The sequence below is a fragment of the Streptomyces hyaluromycini genome (genome assembly GCF_002217755.1).
Taxonomy (GTDB): domain Bacteria; phylum Actinomycetota; class Actinomycetes; order Streptomycetales; family Streptomycetaceae; genus Streptomyces; species Streptomyces hyaluromycini.
Window position 1 is genome coordinate 18,721 of the sequence record NZ_BCFL01000028.1, and the last position, 15,758, is coordinate 34,478.

Below are 15,758 nucleotides of genomic sequence, written 5' to 3' on the forward strand. Positions count from 1 at the left end.
GGCCCCCGCCCCCGGCGTGCCTTGCCGCTCGCGCCTCGGCGAGGGGCTCCCGTGCACCGCACCCGCAACGCCACCGCCTCCCGGACCGGCCGGGCCGCCAGGTCTCTCTCCCTCGCGCTGCTGGCCGCGGCGGTCGCCCTGACCGGCTGTCAGCGCGGCTCGTCGAACGCCCCCGCGCCCGCCACCACCGGCCCCGGCGGCTGCCCCGCCGTCCAGGCCGAAGCCCGGGCCGCCGTCGCACGGGCGGAGCAGTCCGCAACCGCCTGGACCGGGCCGACCACCGGCCCCGCGGCGGTGTCCGGCAGGACGGTCGTCTTCGTCGCGCAGACCATGACCAACCCCGGAGTCGCGGGCGTCGCACACGGCCTGCGGGAGGCCGCACGCGTCATCGGGTGGCAGGTGCGGGTGATCGACGGCGGCGGCAGCCCCGCGGGCATCCAGGCGGCCATGGGCGAGGCCGTGGCCCTGCGGCCCTCGGGCATCGTCATCGGCGGCTTCGACCCCGGCTCGACGTCCCAGCAGGTGGCCGCGGCCGGTGCGGCGGGCATCCCGCTCGTCGGCTGGCACGCGGTCGCCGCCCCCGGCCCGAGCAGGCGGCCGCCGCTCTTCACCAACGTCACCACCCGGGTCGAGGACGTGGCCGGCATCAGCGCCCAGTGGATCATCGCGCACTCCGGCGGCCGGGCCGGGGTCGTCCTGTTCACCGACGCCTCGGTGCCCTTCGCGAAGCGGAAGTCCGACCTGATCAGGGCGAAACTCGCCACCTGCGCCGGGGTGCGGCTGCTCGCGTACGAGAACATCCCGATCCCGGACGCGAGCAGCCGCACCCCGCGCGAGGTCGCCTCCCTGCTCGCCCGGTTCCCGGGCACGTGGACGCACTCGGTCGCCATCAACGACCTGTACTTCGCCGACGCGGCCCCCGCCTTCCGCGCGGCCGGCCGGAAGGGGACGGGCCCGCCCTTCAACATCGGTGCCGGGGACGGCGACCCGTCCGCCTTCCAGCGCATCAACAGCGGGCAGTACCAGTCCGCCACCGTTCCCGAGCCGCTGTCACAGCAGGGCTGGCAGATCGTCGACGAGTTCAACCGCGCCTTCTCCGGCCGTCCCGCCAGCGGCTATGTCGCCCCCACCCATGTCTCGACGGCCGCCAACAGCGCCGGAGCCACCTCCTGGGACCCACCGGGCTACCGGGAGGCCTACCGGAGGATCTGGGGCAGATGAGCCGCCGTGGGCCCGCGGCCGACCGCGCCGGTGCCGCGCGGGCCGGTGGTTCTGCCACCGCGAACACATCGACGAGTTCTGCACGGTGATCCGGGGCGTGCCCCACCGGACCGTACGGATCACAGGTCCCCGACCGCGGCGGCCGACCCGGACCCGCATCGGTGACGCCCTTCCCTTCCCGCTTCCTCGGCGGCGGGTGGCGGGCGTCCGCCGAGGATCGCGTCCAAGACGCTCACCGTGCCCCGCGGAGCGTCGAGTTGCCTGACTCACGCGGGATCCACCGGCGGGTCGTCCCGGAAGCGCGGTGTTGAAGGCGGGTCCCCGGCCGCCGTCACGCGACACTTGAGTGAGACGGCCGGCGAACGGGGCGGGGAGGCGAGCGTGGTGATCGCCGTCAATCCGACGGACAGCGGCTCGCTGCTCGCCGCCTTCGGTGCGCTGGGCGTCCTGGCGGTGATCTTCGCCGAGTCCGGGCTGCTGGTCGTCGGCTTCTTCCTGCCGGGTGACACGCTGCTCTTCCCGGCCGGTGTGCTGTGCGCGGCGACCGCGGACCGGCCGCCCCGGCTGGAGCTGTGGCAGGTGCTGCTGTGCGCGGCCGTCGGTGCGGTGGCGGGCGGACAGGTCGGCTATCTGATCGGCCGGCACGGCGGGCGGCCGCTGCTGGCCCGTACCTCCCGGCCGCGGGTGCGGGAGGGTACGGCCCGGGCGGAGCGGCTGCTCGCCCGCTACGGATACGGCAAGGCGCTGGTGATCGGCCGTTTCGTGCCGATGCTCCGGTCGGTGCTGCATCCGGCGGCCGGGGCGCTCGGGGTGCCGGTGCGGCCGTTCACCGTCTGGCAGGCCGTCGGCGGACTCCTCTGGTCGCAGAGCTTCGTCCTCGCCGGGTACGCCCTGGGCTCCTCGGTCTCCCACATCGACCGCTATCTGCTGCCGCTGGTCGGCGCGATCGTCGTACTGTCCCTGCTGCCGCTGCTGGTCGAGGCCCGCCGGGCCCGCCGCGACCGCTGACCCCGGTCAGGGCTCCGGGGGCCGCGGCCGGTCCGGTTCCCGACTGTTAACCGGTGCGACCGGGGGGTGGCGGAAGGAAATCCGGGATCTGACGGAGAGCCGGACACCGAGGTCGAAAGCCGGCCGGCAGCTCCGTCTCCCCCGCCCACACCCCGTCCGACAAGGTATTTCCCGCCGATACGGCGCCTTGCGCGGCAACCCCTCCCGCTCCCCCGGATCACCCTGCAGGAATAGGCAGGCTGCCTGCTATTGTTTGTCAGGCAGCCTGCGTAAATTGCCCGACCGGCCGTACGCAGGCCCAGCAGCAGTGCGGGAAGGGAGGAGCAGCACCTTGGAAACCACCGCCGACACCACCTCCGTACAGCAGGAGAAGGCTCCACCGGGCAACCCGTTCGGAGCGGCCTTCGTGACCCCGCTGTACATGGGCGCCGTACTCAACCCGATCAACAGCTCGGTGATCGCACCCGCCCTGGTGGCGATCGCCGCCGCGATGCACACGTCCGTCGGCGGCACCGCGATCCTCATATCGAGCCTCTATCTGACCAGCGCGATAGCCCAGCCGGCGGCCGGGCGGCTCGCCGAGGAGTTCGGGCCCCGACGGGTGTTCTTCGCCGGCATCTTCCTGGTGCTGGCGGGCGGGATCCTCGGTGCGGTGGCACGTGACATGTCACTGCTGGTCGCGGCCCGCGTGCTCATCGGCGCCGGCACCTCCACCGGCTACCCCTCCGCGATGCTGCTGATCCGCCGCCGGGCCCGGGACGCGGGCCGGTCGGAACCGCCCGGCAGCGTCCTCGGCGGCCTCGCGATCGCGGGCGCCGCCACCGTCGCCGTCGGCCCCGCCGTCGGCGGCCTGCTCATCGGCCGGCTCGGCTGGCAGACCGCCTTCTGGATCAACATCCCCGTCGCGGTCGTCGCCTTCGTCATGGCCGCGGTCTGGATCCCCAGGGACACCGACCGGGTGCGCGGACGCTCGCCGCGCGAGCTCGTCTCCCGCCTCGACCTGGCCGGTATCGCCGGCTTCGGCGGGGCGCTCACCGCACTCCTGGTGTTCCTGTCCTCGCTGCCCGGCCCCGAGTGGCCGGCCCTCGGCGTCTCCGTCCTGATCGCCGCCGTTCTCGTGGCCTGGGAGCTGCGCGCCGCCAACCCCTTCCTGAACGTCCGGCTGCTCGCCTCGAACCTCGCGCTCACCCGCACCTACCTGCGCAACGGCCTCACGCTGCTGGGTACTTACGTGATCCTCTACGGGCTCACCCAGTGGCTGGAGGCGTCCCGGGGGCTCACCGCCTACCAGTCCGGCCTGGCGCTCGTCCCGATGGGTGTCCTGTCGGCGGTCTCCGCCCGGGTCGTGTCCCGGCGCAGCCGGGTCCGCGCGCCGCTGGTGGTCTCGGCGCTGCTCCTGTTGGTGGGCGCCGTCGCCACGCTGTTCCTGGACGGCGGCACGCCGGTGGCCGTGGTGGTCGTGATCACCGCGGTGTTCGGCCTCACCTCGGGTGCCGGCACCGTGGCTAACCAGACGGTCCTGTACCAGGAGGCGCCCGCGGACAGCGTCGGCACCGCCTCGGGGCTGCTGCGCACCTTCGGCTACATCGGCTCCATCGCCTCGGCGGCCATCACGGGCACCGCCTTCCACACCCACGTCGACGACACCGGCCTCAGGCACATCTCCTGGGCGCTGGTCGGCATCGCCGCCGTCGTCCTCGTGATGACGGTCCTCGACCGGCAGCTGGCGCACGCCGACCGGCGGCCCGCCCCCTGACCCTCTCCCCCGCCATCCGGCGCCACCCCGACCGTCCGGAACCATCCGGCAAGACAAGAAAGTTCAGGTCATGACCAGCACCGTCCCGTATCTCGACCCCGCCCGCACCGCCCTGTTCCTGATGGACTTCCAGCCGGCCGTCCTCGCCGCCGTGGCCGACCCGGACCAGGCGCTCTCCCGGGCCCACGCGGCCCTGTCCTGGGCCCGGTCGCACGACGTCCAGGTCGTCCACGTCCGCGTCGCCTTCGCCCCGGAGGACTTCTCCGCCATACCCGCGCTGAACAAGGCGTTCGCCGCGGTCGCCGAGAACAAGTTCCTTCCCGACGGCAGCCCGGAGGCCGACCTGCACGAGTCGTTCGAGGTGTCGGAGCGGGACATCACCGTGCGCAAGACCCGTTTCAGCGCCTTCGCCTCCGCCACCGACGTGCGCGGGCTGCTGCGCGAGCAGGGCGTCGACACGCTCGTGCTCGCCGGACTGTCCACCGGCGGCGTGGTCCTGACGACCCTTCGGCAGGCGGCCGACGACGACTTCGCGCTCTACCTCCTCAAGGACGCGACCGCCGACCCCGACCCCGAGGTCCACCGCGTCCTGACGGAGAAGGTCTTCCCGCACCAGGCCCACGTCATCGACACCGACGAACTGCCCGGCCTGACCAAGTCGGCCTGATCCCCGGCCGCCCCCGACGGCCTCGCCCCCGGACACCCGGGGGCCCCGTCAGCTGCCGCTGTCCGCGATCCTGTTCATGATCGCGGCTGCCTTCAGCAGGGTCTCGCGCTCGTCCGCCCGCAGGTGCGCCTCGATCGCCGCGCCGAGCCAGGTCGCCCTGGCCACCGGGATCGTCCCGATCAGCGCGTGTCCCTCGGGCGTCGCGTGGACGAGGGTCTTGCGGGCGTCGCCGGGATCCTTGCTGGTGCCGACCAGGCCTTCGGCGCGCAGGGCGGCGAGTGTCTCGGCCATCGACTGGCGGCGTACGTGCTCGGCCTGCGCCAGCTCGGTGGCCGTGACCGGACCCTCCTCGACGATGCGGGCCAGCGTGGTCAGCTGCGACCAGCTCCACCGCCGGTCACTGGGCGCCGACTCGGTGCGCAGCCGGGCACGCAGCCGGGTCATCGCCTTCATCAACTCGGCGGCGACCTCGGCCTCGGGGCTTGGGTCACTCGTCATCCGCCCACCATACCCAGCGCTCACCTCGCCCTTTGCGCAACTGTTTGCGCCGTCAAGCATTTTGGGGAGGCTATATTCAGATCTGTGAGCACCTCCGAGAGGCGTCGTCAGACCGAGGAGCCGCCCCGATCCCCCTCGGGCGAGGGCCGGCTGCCGGGACGCAAGGCCGAGCTGGAACTGATCGACTCCCTGCTCGCCGGTCTCGGTCAGGGCAGCTCCGGTCTCCTGCTGCACGGCGAGCCGGGGGTGGGCAAGACCGCGCTCCTCGACGCCGCCGCGACCCGGGCCACGGCTCTCGGAATGCGGGTGCTGCGCGCCGCCGGCGTCCAGTCCGAGACCCGGATCCCGTACTCGGCGCTGCACCAGCTGCTGTACCCGGTGCGGCATGACGTGGACCGGCTCGACGGGCACCACCGGGACGCCCTCCACCAGGTCTTCGACCTCACCCGGCCCCCGGCCCCGGAGCCGCTGGTGTCGACGGCGGTGCTCGCCCTCCTGGAGCTGACCACCGCCGAGCGCGGCCTGCTGATGATCACCGACGACGTGGCGTGGTTCGACGAGGCCAGCGCGGCCGTCGTGGGATTCGTCGTACGGCGCATCGCGGACGCCCCGATCGTCTTCCTGGCCGCCTCGCGGACCGGCACCGAGGACCTCTTCCGGCGGTCCGGGCTGCCCGAGCGCAAGGTCGAGTCGCTGGACACCGGAGGGGCGGGCGCCGTCCTGGACGCGCACGCGCCCGGGCTGGCGCCCGCCGTGCGCCGGCGGCTGCTGGCGGAGGCCGACGGCAACCCGCTCGCACTCCGGGAGTTGCCCGCGGCGCTGACCGACCGGCAGCTGAGCGGCCAGGACCCGCTCCCCGACCGGCTGCCGCTGTCCCGGCGGCTGGCGGCCACCTGCGCCGGACTGCTCGCGGAGCTGCCCGCCCCCACCCGCACGCTGATGCTGCTGGCGGCCCTGGACGCCGACGCCGGGGTCACCACCCTGCGCATCGCGGCGCGGGGGTCGGCCGACATCGACGACCTCGTCCCGGCCGAGCGGGCCGGTCTGGTCCTCGCGCCCGCGGCCGGCCGCGGCCTCTCCTTCTGCCACCCGCTGATCGGCACGGCCGTGGTGGACCTGGCCCCGCCGAGCGACCGCCGGGCCGCGCACGAGGCGCTGGCCGCCGCCCTTGCCGACGATCCCGAGCGTCGCGCCTGGCACCTCGCGGAGGCCGCCACCGGGCCCGACGAGTCGGTGGCACGGGCGCTGGACGAGGCGGCACTGACCGCCTGGCGGCGCGGCGGGGCCGTCCCCGCCGAGCTGCCGGCGCCGGTCGGCGCGCTGGTCTCCGACCGGCGCCGGACCGCCGCGTCCACCGCGGTCACGGCGCTGGTGCGCGCCGGTGAGCTCAGCCCGCACCCGGTCGACCGCTCCCGCCGCCTGGTCGAGGCCGCCTTCCTCGCCACCATGACCGGTCAACTCGACCAGGTGAACCGGCTGCTGGCCGACGCCGGCCAGACCCCGGACACCCCGACCGGGCTGGTCTTCGCCGCCACCGCCCACCTCCTCACCCACGACGACGGCGACGTCGACGCCGCCTACCGGCTGCTGGCGCGGGCCCTGGACGACGTCACCGGCAAGGCCACGAAGGGCGACTGGGACCGGCTCGGGATCCTGTACACCCTGCTGCTGGTCAGCCTCTACACCCTCAGACCCGAGCCGTGGAAGCTGCTCGACACCGCGATGGCCCGGTTCCCCCCGGAGGCGGTCACGCCCTTCCGGCTGTGTTACGACGCGTACGTCGACCCCACCCGCAAGTCCGAGGCGATCCGGGAGGGGCTCGCGGACGCGTTCGCGGAGCTGCCCACGGACGCGGCCCCCTGGCAGATCGTGCCGCTGGGGTTCGCCGCCGTCGCCATGGACGCCCTCGCCGACCACCGCTGCCTGCTGGTGCGCATGACCGAACGGGAACGCGACGGCGGCGCGATCGGCATGGTGATCCCGGCGCTGCTGCTGCTCTGCCAGGACTCCTATGTGCACGGACAGTGGGACGAGGCGGAACGGCTCGCGCAGGAGGGGCTGGACCTGGCGACGGCCTACGGCTACCAGTTCTGGGAGCGGCAGCTGCGGGCCGTGCTGGCCTCGGGCGCGGCGCTGCGCGGCAACGCCGACCTCGCCCGCAGCCGTAGCGAGGAGACCACCTCCTGGGCGGCGCCCCGCGGCATGGAGGTGACGGAGGGGTACGCGCGGTCGGCGCGCAACCTCGCGGCCATCGGGCAGGGCGACTACGAGGAGGCGCTCGCCCAGGCGGCGCGGATCGGCCCGCCCGGTGCCCCCACCCCCGGGGTGCCGGGCCGGTGGATGGTGCTGGACTTCGTGGAGGCGGCGGTCCGCACCGGCCGTCTGGAGGACGCCCGGGCGCATGTCCGCGCCGCCCAGGAGGCCGGCCTGCCCCGGATCGGGCCCCGCATCGAGCTGATCACCGCGGGGGCCGCCGCCGTGGCCGCCGACGACGCGCAGGCCGCCGGGCTGTTCGAGGCCGCCCTGGCCCTTCCGGACGCCTCCCGCTGGCCCTGGGACTTCGCGCGCATCCGGTTCGCGTACGGCCAATGGCTGCGCCGTACCCACAACATGGCCGGGGCGCGGGTGCAGCTGAGCGCGGCCCTGGAGACGTTCGACCTGATCGGCGCCGCGATGATGGCACAGCGGGCCGCGGCCGAACTGCGCGCGACCGGCGTCTCCGTCACCGCCCGGTCCGACGCGGCGCCCGAGCCGCTGACCGCCCAGGAGCGGCAGATCGCCGAACTCGCGGCAACGGGCCTGAGCAACAAGCAGATCGGCGAGCGGCTGTTCCTGTCGCACCGCACGGTCGGCTCGCATCTGTACCGCGTGTATCCCAAGCTGGGGATCACCTCGCGGGCCGCTCTCCGTGGCGCGCTGCAGGCGATGCCCGCCGCCGAGGAGGCCGGCCGGGCACCCGCCGACACGGACGGGCAACCGTCGGACGAGCGCTGAGCGCTCCGCTGGAAGGGCCGCGATGTGCCGTCGGTCGACTGCGGCGCCGTCGTGGCTGGTCGCGCAGTTCCTCCCCCAGCCTTCGGCCGGGGGTACCCCCAGCGCCCCTTCGGGGCGCTCAAGAACCGCAGCGGACTTCGCCGGACCCGCTTAGCCGGACGAGCGCCGGCCAGACGAAAGCCTGCCGATCGGGCAGTAACGGAATGAGTCGAATGACCGATCACACGGGGCCGTCGCGCCGCTAGCCTTCGTGCCCGTCATCGCGGTATTCCGGGCCGGGGTGGAAGTCGGCGCCGCGGCACCCTCGTTCACGGAGGTCACCTTGCTCAGTTCGCCCAACGCACTGCTCTGGCGCGGCCTGCTGGCCGTCGTCATCGGCATCGTCTCCGTCTCCTGGCCGGGCATCACCGTCGGCGCGTTCGTCGTCCTCTTCGCCGTATACGCGTTCATGTACGCGGTGATGGACGGGGTCCGCGCCTTCAGCAGCGACCGGGTGGGTCCGGTGCTGGGGTGGCTGCTGCTGGCCGTGCTGTCGGTCGTGGCCGGCGTCAGCTCCCTGGCGTGGCCGGGCATCACGGCCCTGGTGCTCACCCTCTGGGTCGCCGCGTGGGCCCTGGCGACGGGTGCCACGGAGGTGGGCCTGGCCTTCCTGCGCGGTGAGACGGCGGGTGAGCGCGCCCTGTTCCTGCTGACCGGCCTCGTGTCGGTCGCGCTCGGGTTCGTCCTGTTCGTGCGGCCGGACATCGGTGCCGTCTCGCTCGCCACCGTCTTCGGTCTCTTCAGCATCGTGCACGGCATCTCGGCGGTCTTCGCCTCGTCGGAGGTGCGCCGCCGGCGCCGGCCGCAGCCGCTCGGCGGCTGACCGATCGCCCAATTTCCTTGCTTGACAAAGCACATATGGGTCCCGGCATACTCGATGGCGACAGGTTCGGATCACGGAAGGCCCGCATGAACCTCGGCATCGCCATCGCGGATTTCACCCAGCCCGGCGGCCCGGCGGGCATCGCACGCCATGTGGCCCGGCTCGCCCGGAGCGCGGAGGAGTTCGGCTTCCGCCGGATCGCCGTCATGGACCACCTGTTCCAGATCGGGATCGTGGGCGCCTCCGAGCAGGAGATGCTGGAGGCGTACACGACCCTGGGCTATCTGGCCGCGGCCACCGAGCGGGCGGAGCTGCTCGCGCTGGTGACCTCGGCCGGATACCGGGAACCCGGGCTGCTGGCCAAGATGATCACCACGCTCGACGTGCTCTCGGAGGGCCGCGCCGCCCTGGGCATCGGGATCGGCGCCGGCTTCAACCTCGCCGAGGCACGCGGGCTCGGACTGCCGTTCCCGCCCGTCGCGGAGCGGTTCGAGCGACTGGAGGAGACGCTGCAGATCTGCCTGCAGATGTGGAGCGACGACGAGAAACCCTTCGACGGCCGCCACTACCGCCTCGAACGCACCCTCAACTCCCCCCGCACGGTGCGGCGTCCGCACCCGCCGATCCTGATCGGCGGCTCCGGCGAGCGCAAGACGCTGCGGCTCGTCGCGGAGTACGCGAACGCCTGCAACCTCTTCCACGGCCCGGACCTGCCGCACAAGCTCGACGTGCTCCGCCGGCACTGCGACCGGGCCGGACGCGACTACGACGAGATCGAGAAGACGGTCCTGCTCCCCCTCGACCCCGGAGCGCGCGGCGAGCGGATCCCCGCCCTGCTCGCGGAGTTGCGGCGACTGGACCGCATCGGCATCGACCACGTCATCGGCCCGGTCCGCGGCGCCGACCAGCATGCCGCGCTGCGGCTGCTGGGCGAGCGCGTCGTACCGGAAGCGATGCGGATCTGACCGGGCCCGCCATGACGACACCGGCACCGACACCAACACCGATTCCGACCAATTTATTTGCTTGCCAAAGCACGGTTCAATTCTGAAGGAGAGACGCAGATGAGCACCCCGAGCGAACACCCCGCAGCGCACGAGGCCGATGTCGTCATCGTCGGCGGCGGTTCCGCGGGCGCCGTACTCGCCGCCCGGCTCAGCGAGGATCCAGGGCGCACGGTCCTGCTGGTCGAGGCGGGCCCCGACTACCCCGCCGACCGCGTCCCCGAGGGACTGCTGACCCCGCACCTCCTGGCCGACCCCGACCACGACTGGGGCTACACCGCGCGCGCCACCGACCGCGCCCCGAGCATCGCGGCCCCGCGCGGCCGGACCATGGGCGGCAGTTCCGCGGTGAACGCCGGTGTGGCGATCCGGGCGCGCGCCGCCGACTTCGCCGCCTGGGCGGACCGCTACGGGATCAAGGGCTGGTCGTACGACGAGGTCCTGCCGGTCTTCCGGGACATGGAGAACACCCCCGCCGGCGACCCCGCCCGCCACGGCCGCACCGGCCCCTTCCCGATCCGGCAGTGGACCTACGCGGAACTCACCTCCCCGATGCGGGCGTTCGTGGACAGCGCGGCGTGCCTGGGCTTCCGGCGCAACGACGACTTCAACGGCGAGCGGCAGGACGGCACCGGCGCCTACCCGGTGAACATCGTGGACGGGGTGCGCCAGAGCACCGCCCTGGCGTATCTGACGCCGCAGGTGCGCAACCGTCCCAACCTGACCGTGTTCAGCGACGTCACGGTCGACCGGGTGCTGGTCGAGGACGGCAGGGCGCGGGGTGTCGTCAGCGCGTCGGGCACGGTCTTCCGGGCCGGTGAGGTGGTGCTGAGCGCGGGCTCGTACGGCAGCCCGGCCATCCTGCTGCGCTCCGGCGTCGGCCCGGCCGCGGACCTGCGCGGCCTCGGCATCGAGGTGGTCGCCGACCTGCCCGTCGGCCGCCGGCTCCAGGACCACCCGTTCTTTCACTCGCTGTTCGCGCTCGCGCCCGAGCACCAGACCATGACGTCCGCCTTCGCCGCCCACCTCTGGCTCGCCTCGCGCGAGGCGGGCCCCGGTGAACTGGACCTCGCGGTCGTCGGCACCCAGCTGCTGGACGGCTCCTTCAGCCCGACCGGCGGGGCGATGGTCCTCGCGGCGGCCGTCACCCGGCCGGAGTCGCGCGGCTCGGTGCGGCTGGCCGGTCGTGACCCGTACGACGCCCCGGTCATCGACGACAACTACCTGGCGACGGACCGGGACCGTCGCCGCATGCTGGAGGCCGTGCGGCTGGTGCGCCGCCTCGCGGGCAGCGCGCCGCTCGCCGGTGCGGTGGCGGCGGAACTGGTGCCGGGCACGGCCGTGGGCGACGACGAGCTGGCGGCGGCGATCGAGAGCGGCATCGCCACCTACGGGCATCCGACGTCGACGGTGCCGATGGGCGGGCCCGAGGACCGGTGGGCCGTCGTGGACGAGTCCGGTGCGGTCAAGGGGCTGTCGGGGCTGCGGGTGGTGGACGCCTCGATCATGCCCGAGGTGCCGTCGACGGTGACCAACGCCACCACCATCATGATCGCCGAGCTCATCGCCCGGCGCGTGTACGGAAGTTAGATCCACCGCCGGCCCGCCGGGGTGCCGACGACTCGGCGGGGTGGCGACGACCCGCCGAGGTCTTGGGGATCCGGCGAGATACCGACGACCCGCCGGGGGTAAGGGCGACCCGGCGAGGTACCGCCGATCCTCCGAGGTACCGGCGACCCCGCCGAGGTACCGGCAACCCCGCCGAGGTACCGGCAACCCCGCCGAGGTACCGGCAACCCCGCCGAGGTACCGGCAACCCGGCCAGGTGCCGGTGATCCGGCGGGGTGCCGGTGATCCGGTGATCCGGCCTCTGGCCTTGTGGGTTCAGAGGACCGCTGTCTCGTCCCGGCTCAGTCGGTGGGTCACGGCGAGGCCCCAGGGGATGCCGAGGAGGGCGACGAGCGCGAGTCCGAGGAGCAGGGGGGCGGGACGTGCGGCGCCCAGGGCCACGACCACGACGGCGACGGCCAGGCTGGTGCGGGCGAGCGGCCGGTAGAGGTCCCGCTCGTCCCGCCAGGCCTGCAGCCCGGTGGCGAGCAGCATCGTCCCGGTGAGGACGACGGCCACGCCCCCGCACAGCACCCAGGCGGTGGCGGCGGGCGTCCGGCCGGCGTGGGCGTGCTCGACCAGGCCCACCATCGCGGCGCCCATGGCGGTCACGGCCGCCGTGAGCGGCAGATGGGTGAGCATCCACCCGGCGGTCACCGTACGCGTGCGCCGGGGCGGCCGGTGGCCGGCGAAGTCGAAGTACGTCCACCAGGCGCCGAAGCCGACCACCACGGCCACCAGTCCGACCGCGAGGCTCATGGCGGTGGTCGGCTCGCCCGCGAGGCCGTCCACGACGCCCGTCACGGTCTCGCCGAGCACGATGATGATGAGCAGCCCGAACCGCTCGACGAGCGCCTCGGTGAGGGCGAGCGCCGACTCCTGGGCCGGAGCGGCCGCCAGGGTCATCCACGCGAACCCGCCGAGGTAGGCGAGGACCAGCAGGCCCCAGGTCAACAGCCGGGTGCCGGCGGGCAGTCCGGCGCTCCCGAGGAGGACGGCCGCGCAGGCCGCCGTCCCGATGACGTACAGCCGGGTGGGCTTGCGGAACTCCGCGGAGCTGCCGCGTCCGGCAAGGAACCAGAGCACGGCCAGGACCGCGAACAGGATCCCGGCGTTGACCGCGAAATGGGCGCCCTCCGCGCCGCCGGCCTTGGGGATGAACGCGCCCAGCGGGACGAGGACGAGGATCTGCAGGAGGAAGAGGCTGCGGCCCCGGGCGTCGTCGTGGCCGTGCAGGTCGTGGTGGAGGGTGCCGTTCAGCCAGGCGGTCCACACCAGGGCGAACACGACCGCGAACTCGCCGAGCCCGTGCCAGGTGAGATGGTCCGCCAGATGGTGCGCGGCCTGGGCCACCAGGACGACCACGATCAGGTCGTAGAACAGTTCCAGCGGGCCGACCACCCGGTGCCGCGGCTGTTCCCCGTGGGCGCGCGGCGGCCGCCACAGCTGCCGGCGCAGCCGGGCCCAGGTCTCCCGCCCCTCCGGTCGCGAGGTCATGCCGGCGGTCTCGGCCGAGATCGCTCCTGCATGGCTTCTCCCCGGGGTCGTGGTCCGGCCGGAGCCGCACAGGAACGTCTGTTTGACGTTTGTATATTAGCGGGAGGCTTCGGCAGGGCGGCTCAGTCGAGCTTCTCGACCACCGCTTCGAACTGCCGGACCATGGCGGGCACCGACCGGCCGTCGAGCAGGTCCATGACCCGCTTGCGGGCGCTCGCCAGGTGCACGGGGTAGGCGTCCCGGAGCCGCTTCAGCCCCTCGGGGGTGAGGGTCGCGACGTTGCCGCGGGCGTCCCCCTCGTAGCGCCGCTTGACGACCTGGCCGCGGCTCTGCAGCGCGTCCACGACACGGGTGATGCGGCTGGCGGAGAGGGCGGTGGCCGAGGCGAGGTCCGTCATCCGGAGTTCCTGGTTCTCAGCCTCGGAGAGGTTCATCAGGACGACGTACTCGGTGAGCGTGAGCCCTGTGGACCGCAGCAGGTCGTCGTCGAGCGAACGGGGCAGCGCGACGATGACGCGCATCAGGGCGCGCCAGAAGCGTTCTTCCTGGGCGGTCAGTGGGTCTTCTGCGCTCATTTGAGCAGAATAGCGTGCTCAAGCAAGGAATCTCAACCCGATCTCGACCTTCCGGTCCACGTCAGGGGCTGTCCGGCGGCCGGCCGGACAGCCCCTGACCGAGCCGCTCAGGCCTGCTCGACGATCTCCGCGATGACGTCGAAGGGGTGGTACTCGGCGTACTGGCCCTGGATCTCGGCCGCCCGCTTGCGGTACCGGGGGTCGTCGAGCACCTCGTCGACGGCGGCGCGCAGGGCGGACACCTCCGGGCGGGCGGTGCGCAGGTTGACGCCGGTGCCGGACCACTCGACCCGGGCGGCGACCTCGGGCTTGTCCTCCGTCTCACCGCCGACGACGAGCGGGACACCGTGCCGCAGCGCGGTCTGGACCCCGCCGTAACCGGCGTTGGTGACGAGGACGTCGGCGAGCGGCAGCAGTTCCTCGAAGGGCACGAACCCGGCGAGGCGGACGTTGCCGGGGACCTGGCCGCCCATCTCCTCGCGCACCAGGTCGGGACCGTCGGGGCGGGCCGTGGCGGCGACGACGGTGACGTCGGCGTCGGCCAGCGCGCGCAGCGTGGGGACGACGAGCTGGGACAGGTCGCCGTTCTCCACGGTGCCCTGGGTGACCACGACCACCGGCCGTCCGGACGACAGCTCTGCCCACCAGCCGGGGCGTTCGAATTCGCTGTCGGAGGCGGCCGGGAGGGGGCCGATGAAGCGGAAGCTCTCCGAAGCGTCGCTGCGCGGGTACTCGAAGGCGGGCACGGTCAGCTGGAGCAGGAGGTCGGGGACCGTGCACATGGCGTCGAAGATCGGTCCGGGGAAGGTGACGCCCATCGAGGTGAAGACGCCCTCCACGTACTGCTGCGCGTCGGCGAACATCGCCGCGACCTGGGCGCGCATGGCGTCGTAGGCGGCGCGCTCCTCGTCGGTGGTGGGCGGGAGCAGCCCCGGCCCGAAGGGCGCGGTGTCGGCGCTGGCGAAGGGGGGCGGCGCGATGCCGATGGTCATCAGGAGCGGGCGCTGTTCCCGCGGGGCGCGCAGGACCGTCGCCAGCGTCCACAGGGACAGGAGTTCGCTGATCACCACGGTCGCGGGGAACTCCGCGAGCAGTTCCTGCAGGCGCCGGTCGTGCAGTGGCGCGGGGTCGGCGGCGAAGTGCTTGAGGTCGAAGGATATGCGCTCGAAGGGGGCGAGTGCGTCGCGCTCGGGGAAGGTGGCGCTGAGGTCGGCGCCGTCGACGTCCGCCTCGGCCGGGTACGGGACGAAGCGCGCACCGGTCCTGCGGACCCGGTCCTCGAACCGGGTACCCGTGTAGAAGAGCACCTCGTGCCCGCGCCGGGTCAGGTCGGCTGCGATCGCCGCGAGGGGCAGGACATGGCCCGGCACCGGGGTCGCTGTGACAAGGATCTTCGCCATGGTCTCGTTTCTGGGCAGGCCGGACCGCAGTCCGGCAGTATCTATTTGCTTCAACAAGCAATATAGAGAGGCAGCCTTCGGGCTGTCGAACATTTCGCGGAACCCTGCGCGTGTCGCGCGCAGTTGTCCCTGATGCAACATCAGATCTCGCTCCAGGAACGGAAAACCGCCGCCTGGCCGTGCCAAGTACCGTCTGACTCAAGGAGGTTCCACATGGTGACGTCCTCTATCCAGAACCTCCGGCCGGACCCGGCTATTCGCACACCCCGGTAGCCGGAGGCGTATCCGCGGGTCGCCACCGAGCGCACGAAGGCGTCCCGGTCGCCCTGCGCGTCCGGGTCGGCGGACAGCCGGGACGGGAGCTGTACGAACTCCTCCCACGGGTACTCGAAGCACTTCTGGGCGGTGGTGTTCGCGTAGATGAAGACCGGATCCGGCCCGGCGCCGTGCGCGAGCAGCCCGAAGGGCGCGTCCCCGTAGAGCCAGCGGGCCGCCTCACCGGCGTCCTGGAACGCGGTGGGGCACAGCGGGGTACCGGTCAGCCGCTCGTGACTGGACAGCAGAAGCTGCGCGAAGGCCGGGCTCCGGCTGTACTCCGCGTCTTGGGCCGTGACCATCAGTGTCTGCCTTTCGTCGAATTCCGAAAGGATGGTTCCAGACGGGTGCGA

At 73.1% G+C, this 15,758-nt stretch carries 13 protein-coding genes; 8 read left to right on the top strand and 5 right to left on the bottom strand.

Annotated features, from left to right (window positions below; all coding sequences use genetic code 11):
* Positions 1-51: 51 nt before the first annotated feature.
* The 4 genes from SSP29_RS37480 to SSP29_RS37495 all read left to right on the top strand — a co-directional run bounded on the left by SSP29_RS37480 (position 52) and on the right by SSP29_RS37495 (position 4,652).
* Positions 52-1,221: a substrate-binding domain-containing protein gene (locus tag SSP29_RS37480; protein WP_245883459.1), complete on the top strand. Its 1,170-nt coding sequence runs from the start codon at positions 52-54 to the stop codon at positions 1,219-1,221.
* Between the two features lie 384 nt (positions 1,222-1,605).
* Complete coding sequence (locus SSP29_RS37485; protein WP_089105648.1) at positions 1,606-2,229, top strand: DedA family protein; 624 nt, start codon at positions 1,606-1,608, stop codon at positions 2,227-2,229.
* Positions 2,230-2,560: 331 nt separating this feature from the next.
* Complete coding sequence (locus SSP29_RS37490; protein ID WP_150135655.1) at positions 2,561-3,985, top strand: MFS transporter; 1,425 nt, start codon at positions 2,561-2,563, stop codon at positions 3,983-3,985.
* Positions 3,986-4,055: 70 nt separating this feature from the next.
* On the top strand, positions 4,056-4,652 hold the full coding sequence (locus SSP29_RS37495) for a cysteine hydrolase family protein (protein WP_089105390.1): 597 nt from the start codon (positions 4,056-4,058) through the stop codon (positions 4,650-4,652).
* 48 nt (positions 4,653-4,700) lie between these two features.
* Here SSP29_RS37495 and SSP29_RS37500 read toward each other — a convergent pair whose 3' ends face one another.
* Positions 4,701-5,150 carry a MarR family winged helix-turn-helix transcriptional regulator gene (locus SSP29_RS37500; RefSeq protein WP_167450089.1) on the bottom strand — a complete coding sequence of 150 codons (450 nt, stop codon included), beginning with the start codon at positions 5,148-5,150 and terminating at the stop codon, positions 4,701-4,703.
* 84 nt (positions 5,151-5,234) lie between these two features.
* On the opposite strand from SSP29_RS37500, the gene SSP29_RS61010 reads away from it, so the two are divergent.
* The 4 genes from SSP29_RS61010 (at position 5,235) to SSP29_RS37520 (ending at position 11,600) form a co-directional block, all read left to right on the top strand.
* Positions 5,235-8,144, top strand: coding sequence for a helix-turn-helix transcriptional regulator (locus tag SSP29_RS61010; RefSeq protein ID WP_167450090.1), 2,910 nt, complete (start codon positions 5,235-5,237; stop codon positions 8,142-8,144).
* A 322-nt stretch (positions 8,145-8,466) separates the two neighbouring features.
* Positions 8,467-9,006, top strand: coding sequence for an HdeD family acid-resistance protein (locus SSP29_RS37510; protein ID WP_089105651.1), 540 nt, complete (start codon positions 8,467-8,469; stop codon positions 9,004-9,006).
* An 86-nt stretch (positions 9,007-9,092) separates the two neighbouring features.
* A complete protein-coding gene (locus SSP29_RS37515; protein ID WP_089105392.1) occupies positions 9,093-9,971 on the top strand; it encodes an LLM class F420-dependent oxidoreductase in 879 nt (292 codons plus the stop codon).
* Positions 9,972-10,070: 99 nt separating this feature from the next.
* Complete coding sequence (locus SSP29_RS37520; RefSeq protein WP_089105393.1) at positions 10,071-11,600, top strand: GMC family oxidoreductase; 1,530 nt, start codon at positions 10,071-10,073, stop codon at positions 11,598-11,600.
* A gap of 294 nt (positions 11,601-11,894) precedes the next feature.
* Here SSP29_RS37520 and SSP29_RS37525 read toward each other — a convergent pair whose 3' ends face one another.
* The 4 genes from SSP29_RS37525 to SSP29_RS37540 form a co-directional block, all read right to left on the bottom strand.
* Positions 11,895-13,115 carry a low temperature requirement protein A gene (locus SSP29_RS37525; RefSeq protein WP_089105394.1) on the bottom strand — a complete coding sequence of 407 codons (1,221 nt, stop codon included), beginning with the start codon at positions 13,113-13,115 and terminating at the stop codon, positions 11,895-11,897.
* A 122-nt stretch (positions 13,116-13,237) separates the two neighbouring features.
* Positions 13,238-13,690 carry a MarR family winged helix-turn-helix transcriptional regulator gene (locus SSP29_RS37530; RefSeq protein WP_089105395.1) on the bottom strand — a complete coding sequence of 151 codons (453 nt, stop codon included), beginning with the start codon at positions 13,688-13,690 and terminating at the stop codon, positions 13,238-13,240.
* A 107-nt stretch (positions 13,691-13,797) separates the two neighbouring features.
* On the bottom strand, positions 13,798-15,090 hold the full coding sequence (locus SSP29_RS37535; protein WP_089105396.1) for a glycosyltransferase: 1,293 nt from the start codon (positions 15,088-15,090) through the stop codon (positions 13,798-13,800).
* Positions 15,091-15,230: 140 nt separating this feature from the next.
* Entirely contained in the window at positions 15,231-15,707 is a 477-nt protein-coding gene (locus SSP29_RS37540) for an MEKHLA domain-containing protein (RefSeq protein WP_089105397.1), read from the bottom strand.
* Between the last annotated feature and the right edge of the window lie 51 nt (positions 15,708-15,758).

What these genes read in the sequence shown, in the direction of transcription:
- SSP29_RS37500 (WP_167450089.1), bottom strand. Translation starts at nt 5,150, where the DNA reads ATGACGAGTGACCCAAGCCCCGAGGCCGAGGTCGCCGCCGAGTTGATG.
- SSP29_RS37495 (WP_089105390.1), top strand. Translation starts at nt 4,056, where the DNA reads ATGACCAGCACCGTCCCGTATCTCGACCCCGCCCGCACCGCCCTGTTC.
- SSP29_RS37540 (WP_089105397.1), bottom strand. Translation starts at nt 15,707, where the DNA reads ATGGTCACGGCCCAAGACGCGGAGTACAGCCGGAGCCCGGCCTTCGCG.
- SSP29_RS37525 (WP_089105394.1), bottom strand. Translation starts at nt 13,115, where the DNA reads ATGACCTCGCGACCGGAGGGGCGGGAGACCTGGGCCCGGCTGCGCCGG.
- SSP29_RS37530 (WP_089105395.1), bottom strand. Translation starts at nt 13,690, where the DNA reads ATGAGCGCAGAAGACCCACTGACCGCCCAGGAAGAACGCTTCTGGCGC.
- SSP29_RS37515 (WP_089105392.1), top strand. Translation starts at nt 9,093, where the DNA reads ATGAACCTCGGCATCGCCATCGCGGATTTCACCCAGCCCGGCGGCCCG.
- SSP29_RS37535 (WP_089105396.1), bottom strand. Translation starts at nt 15,090, where the DNA reads ATGGCGAAGATCCTTGTCACAGCGACCCCGGTGCCGGGCCATGTCCTG.
- SSP29_RS37520 (WP_089105393.1), top strand. Translation starts at nt 10,071, where the DNA reads ATGAGCACCCCGAGCGAACACCCCGCAGCGCACGAGGCCGATGTCGTC.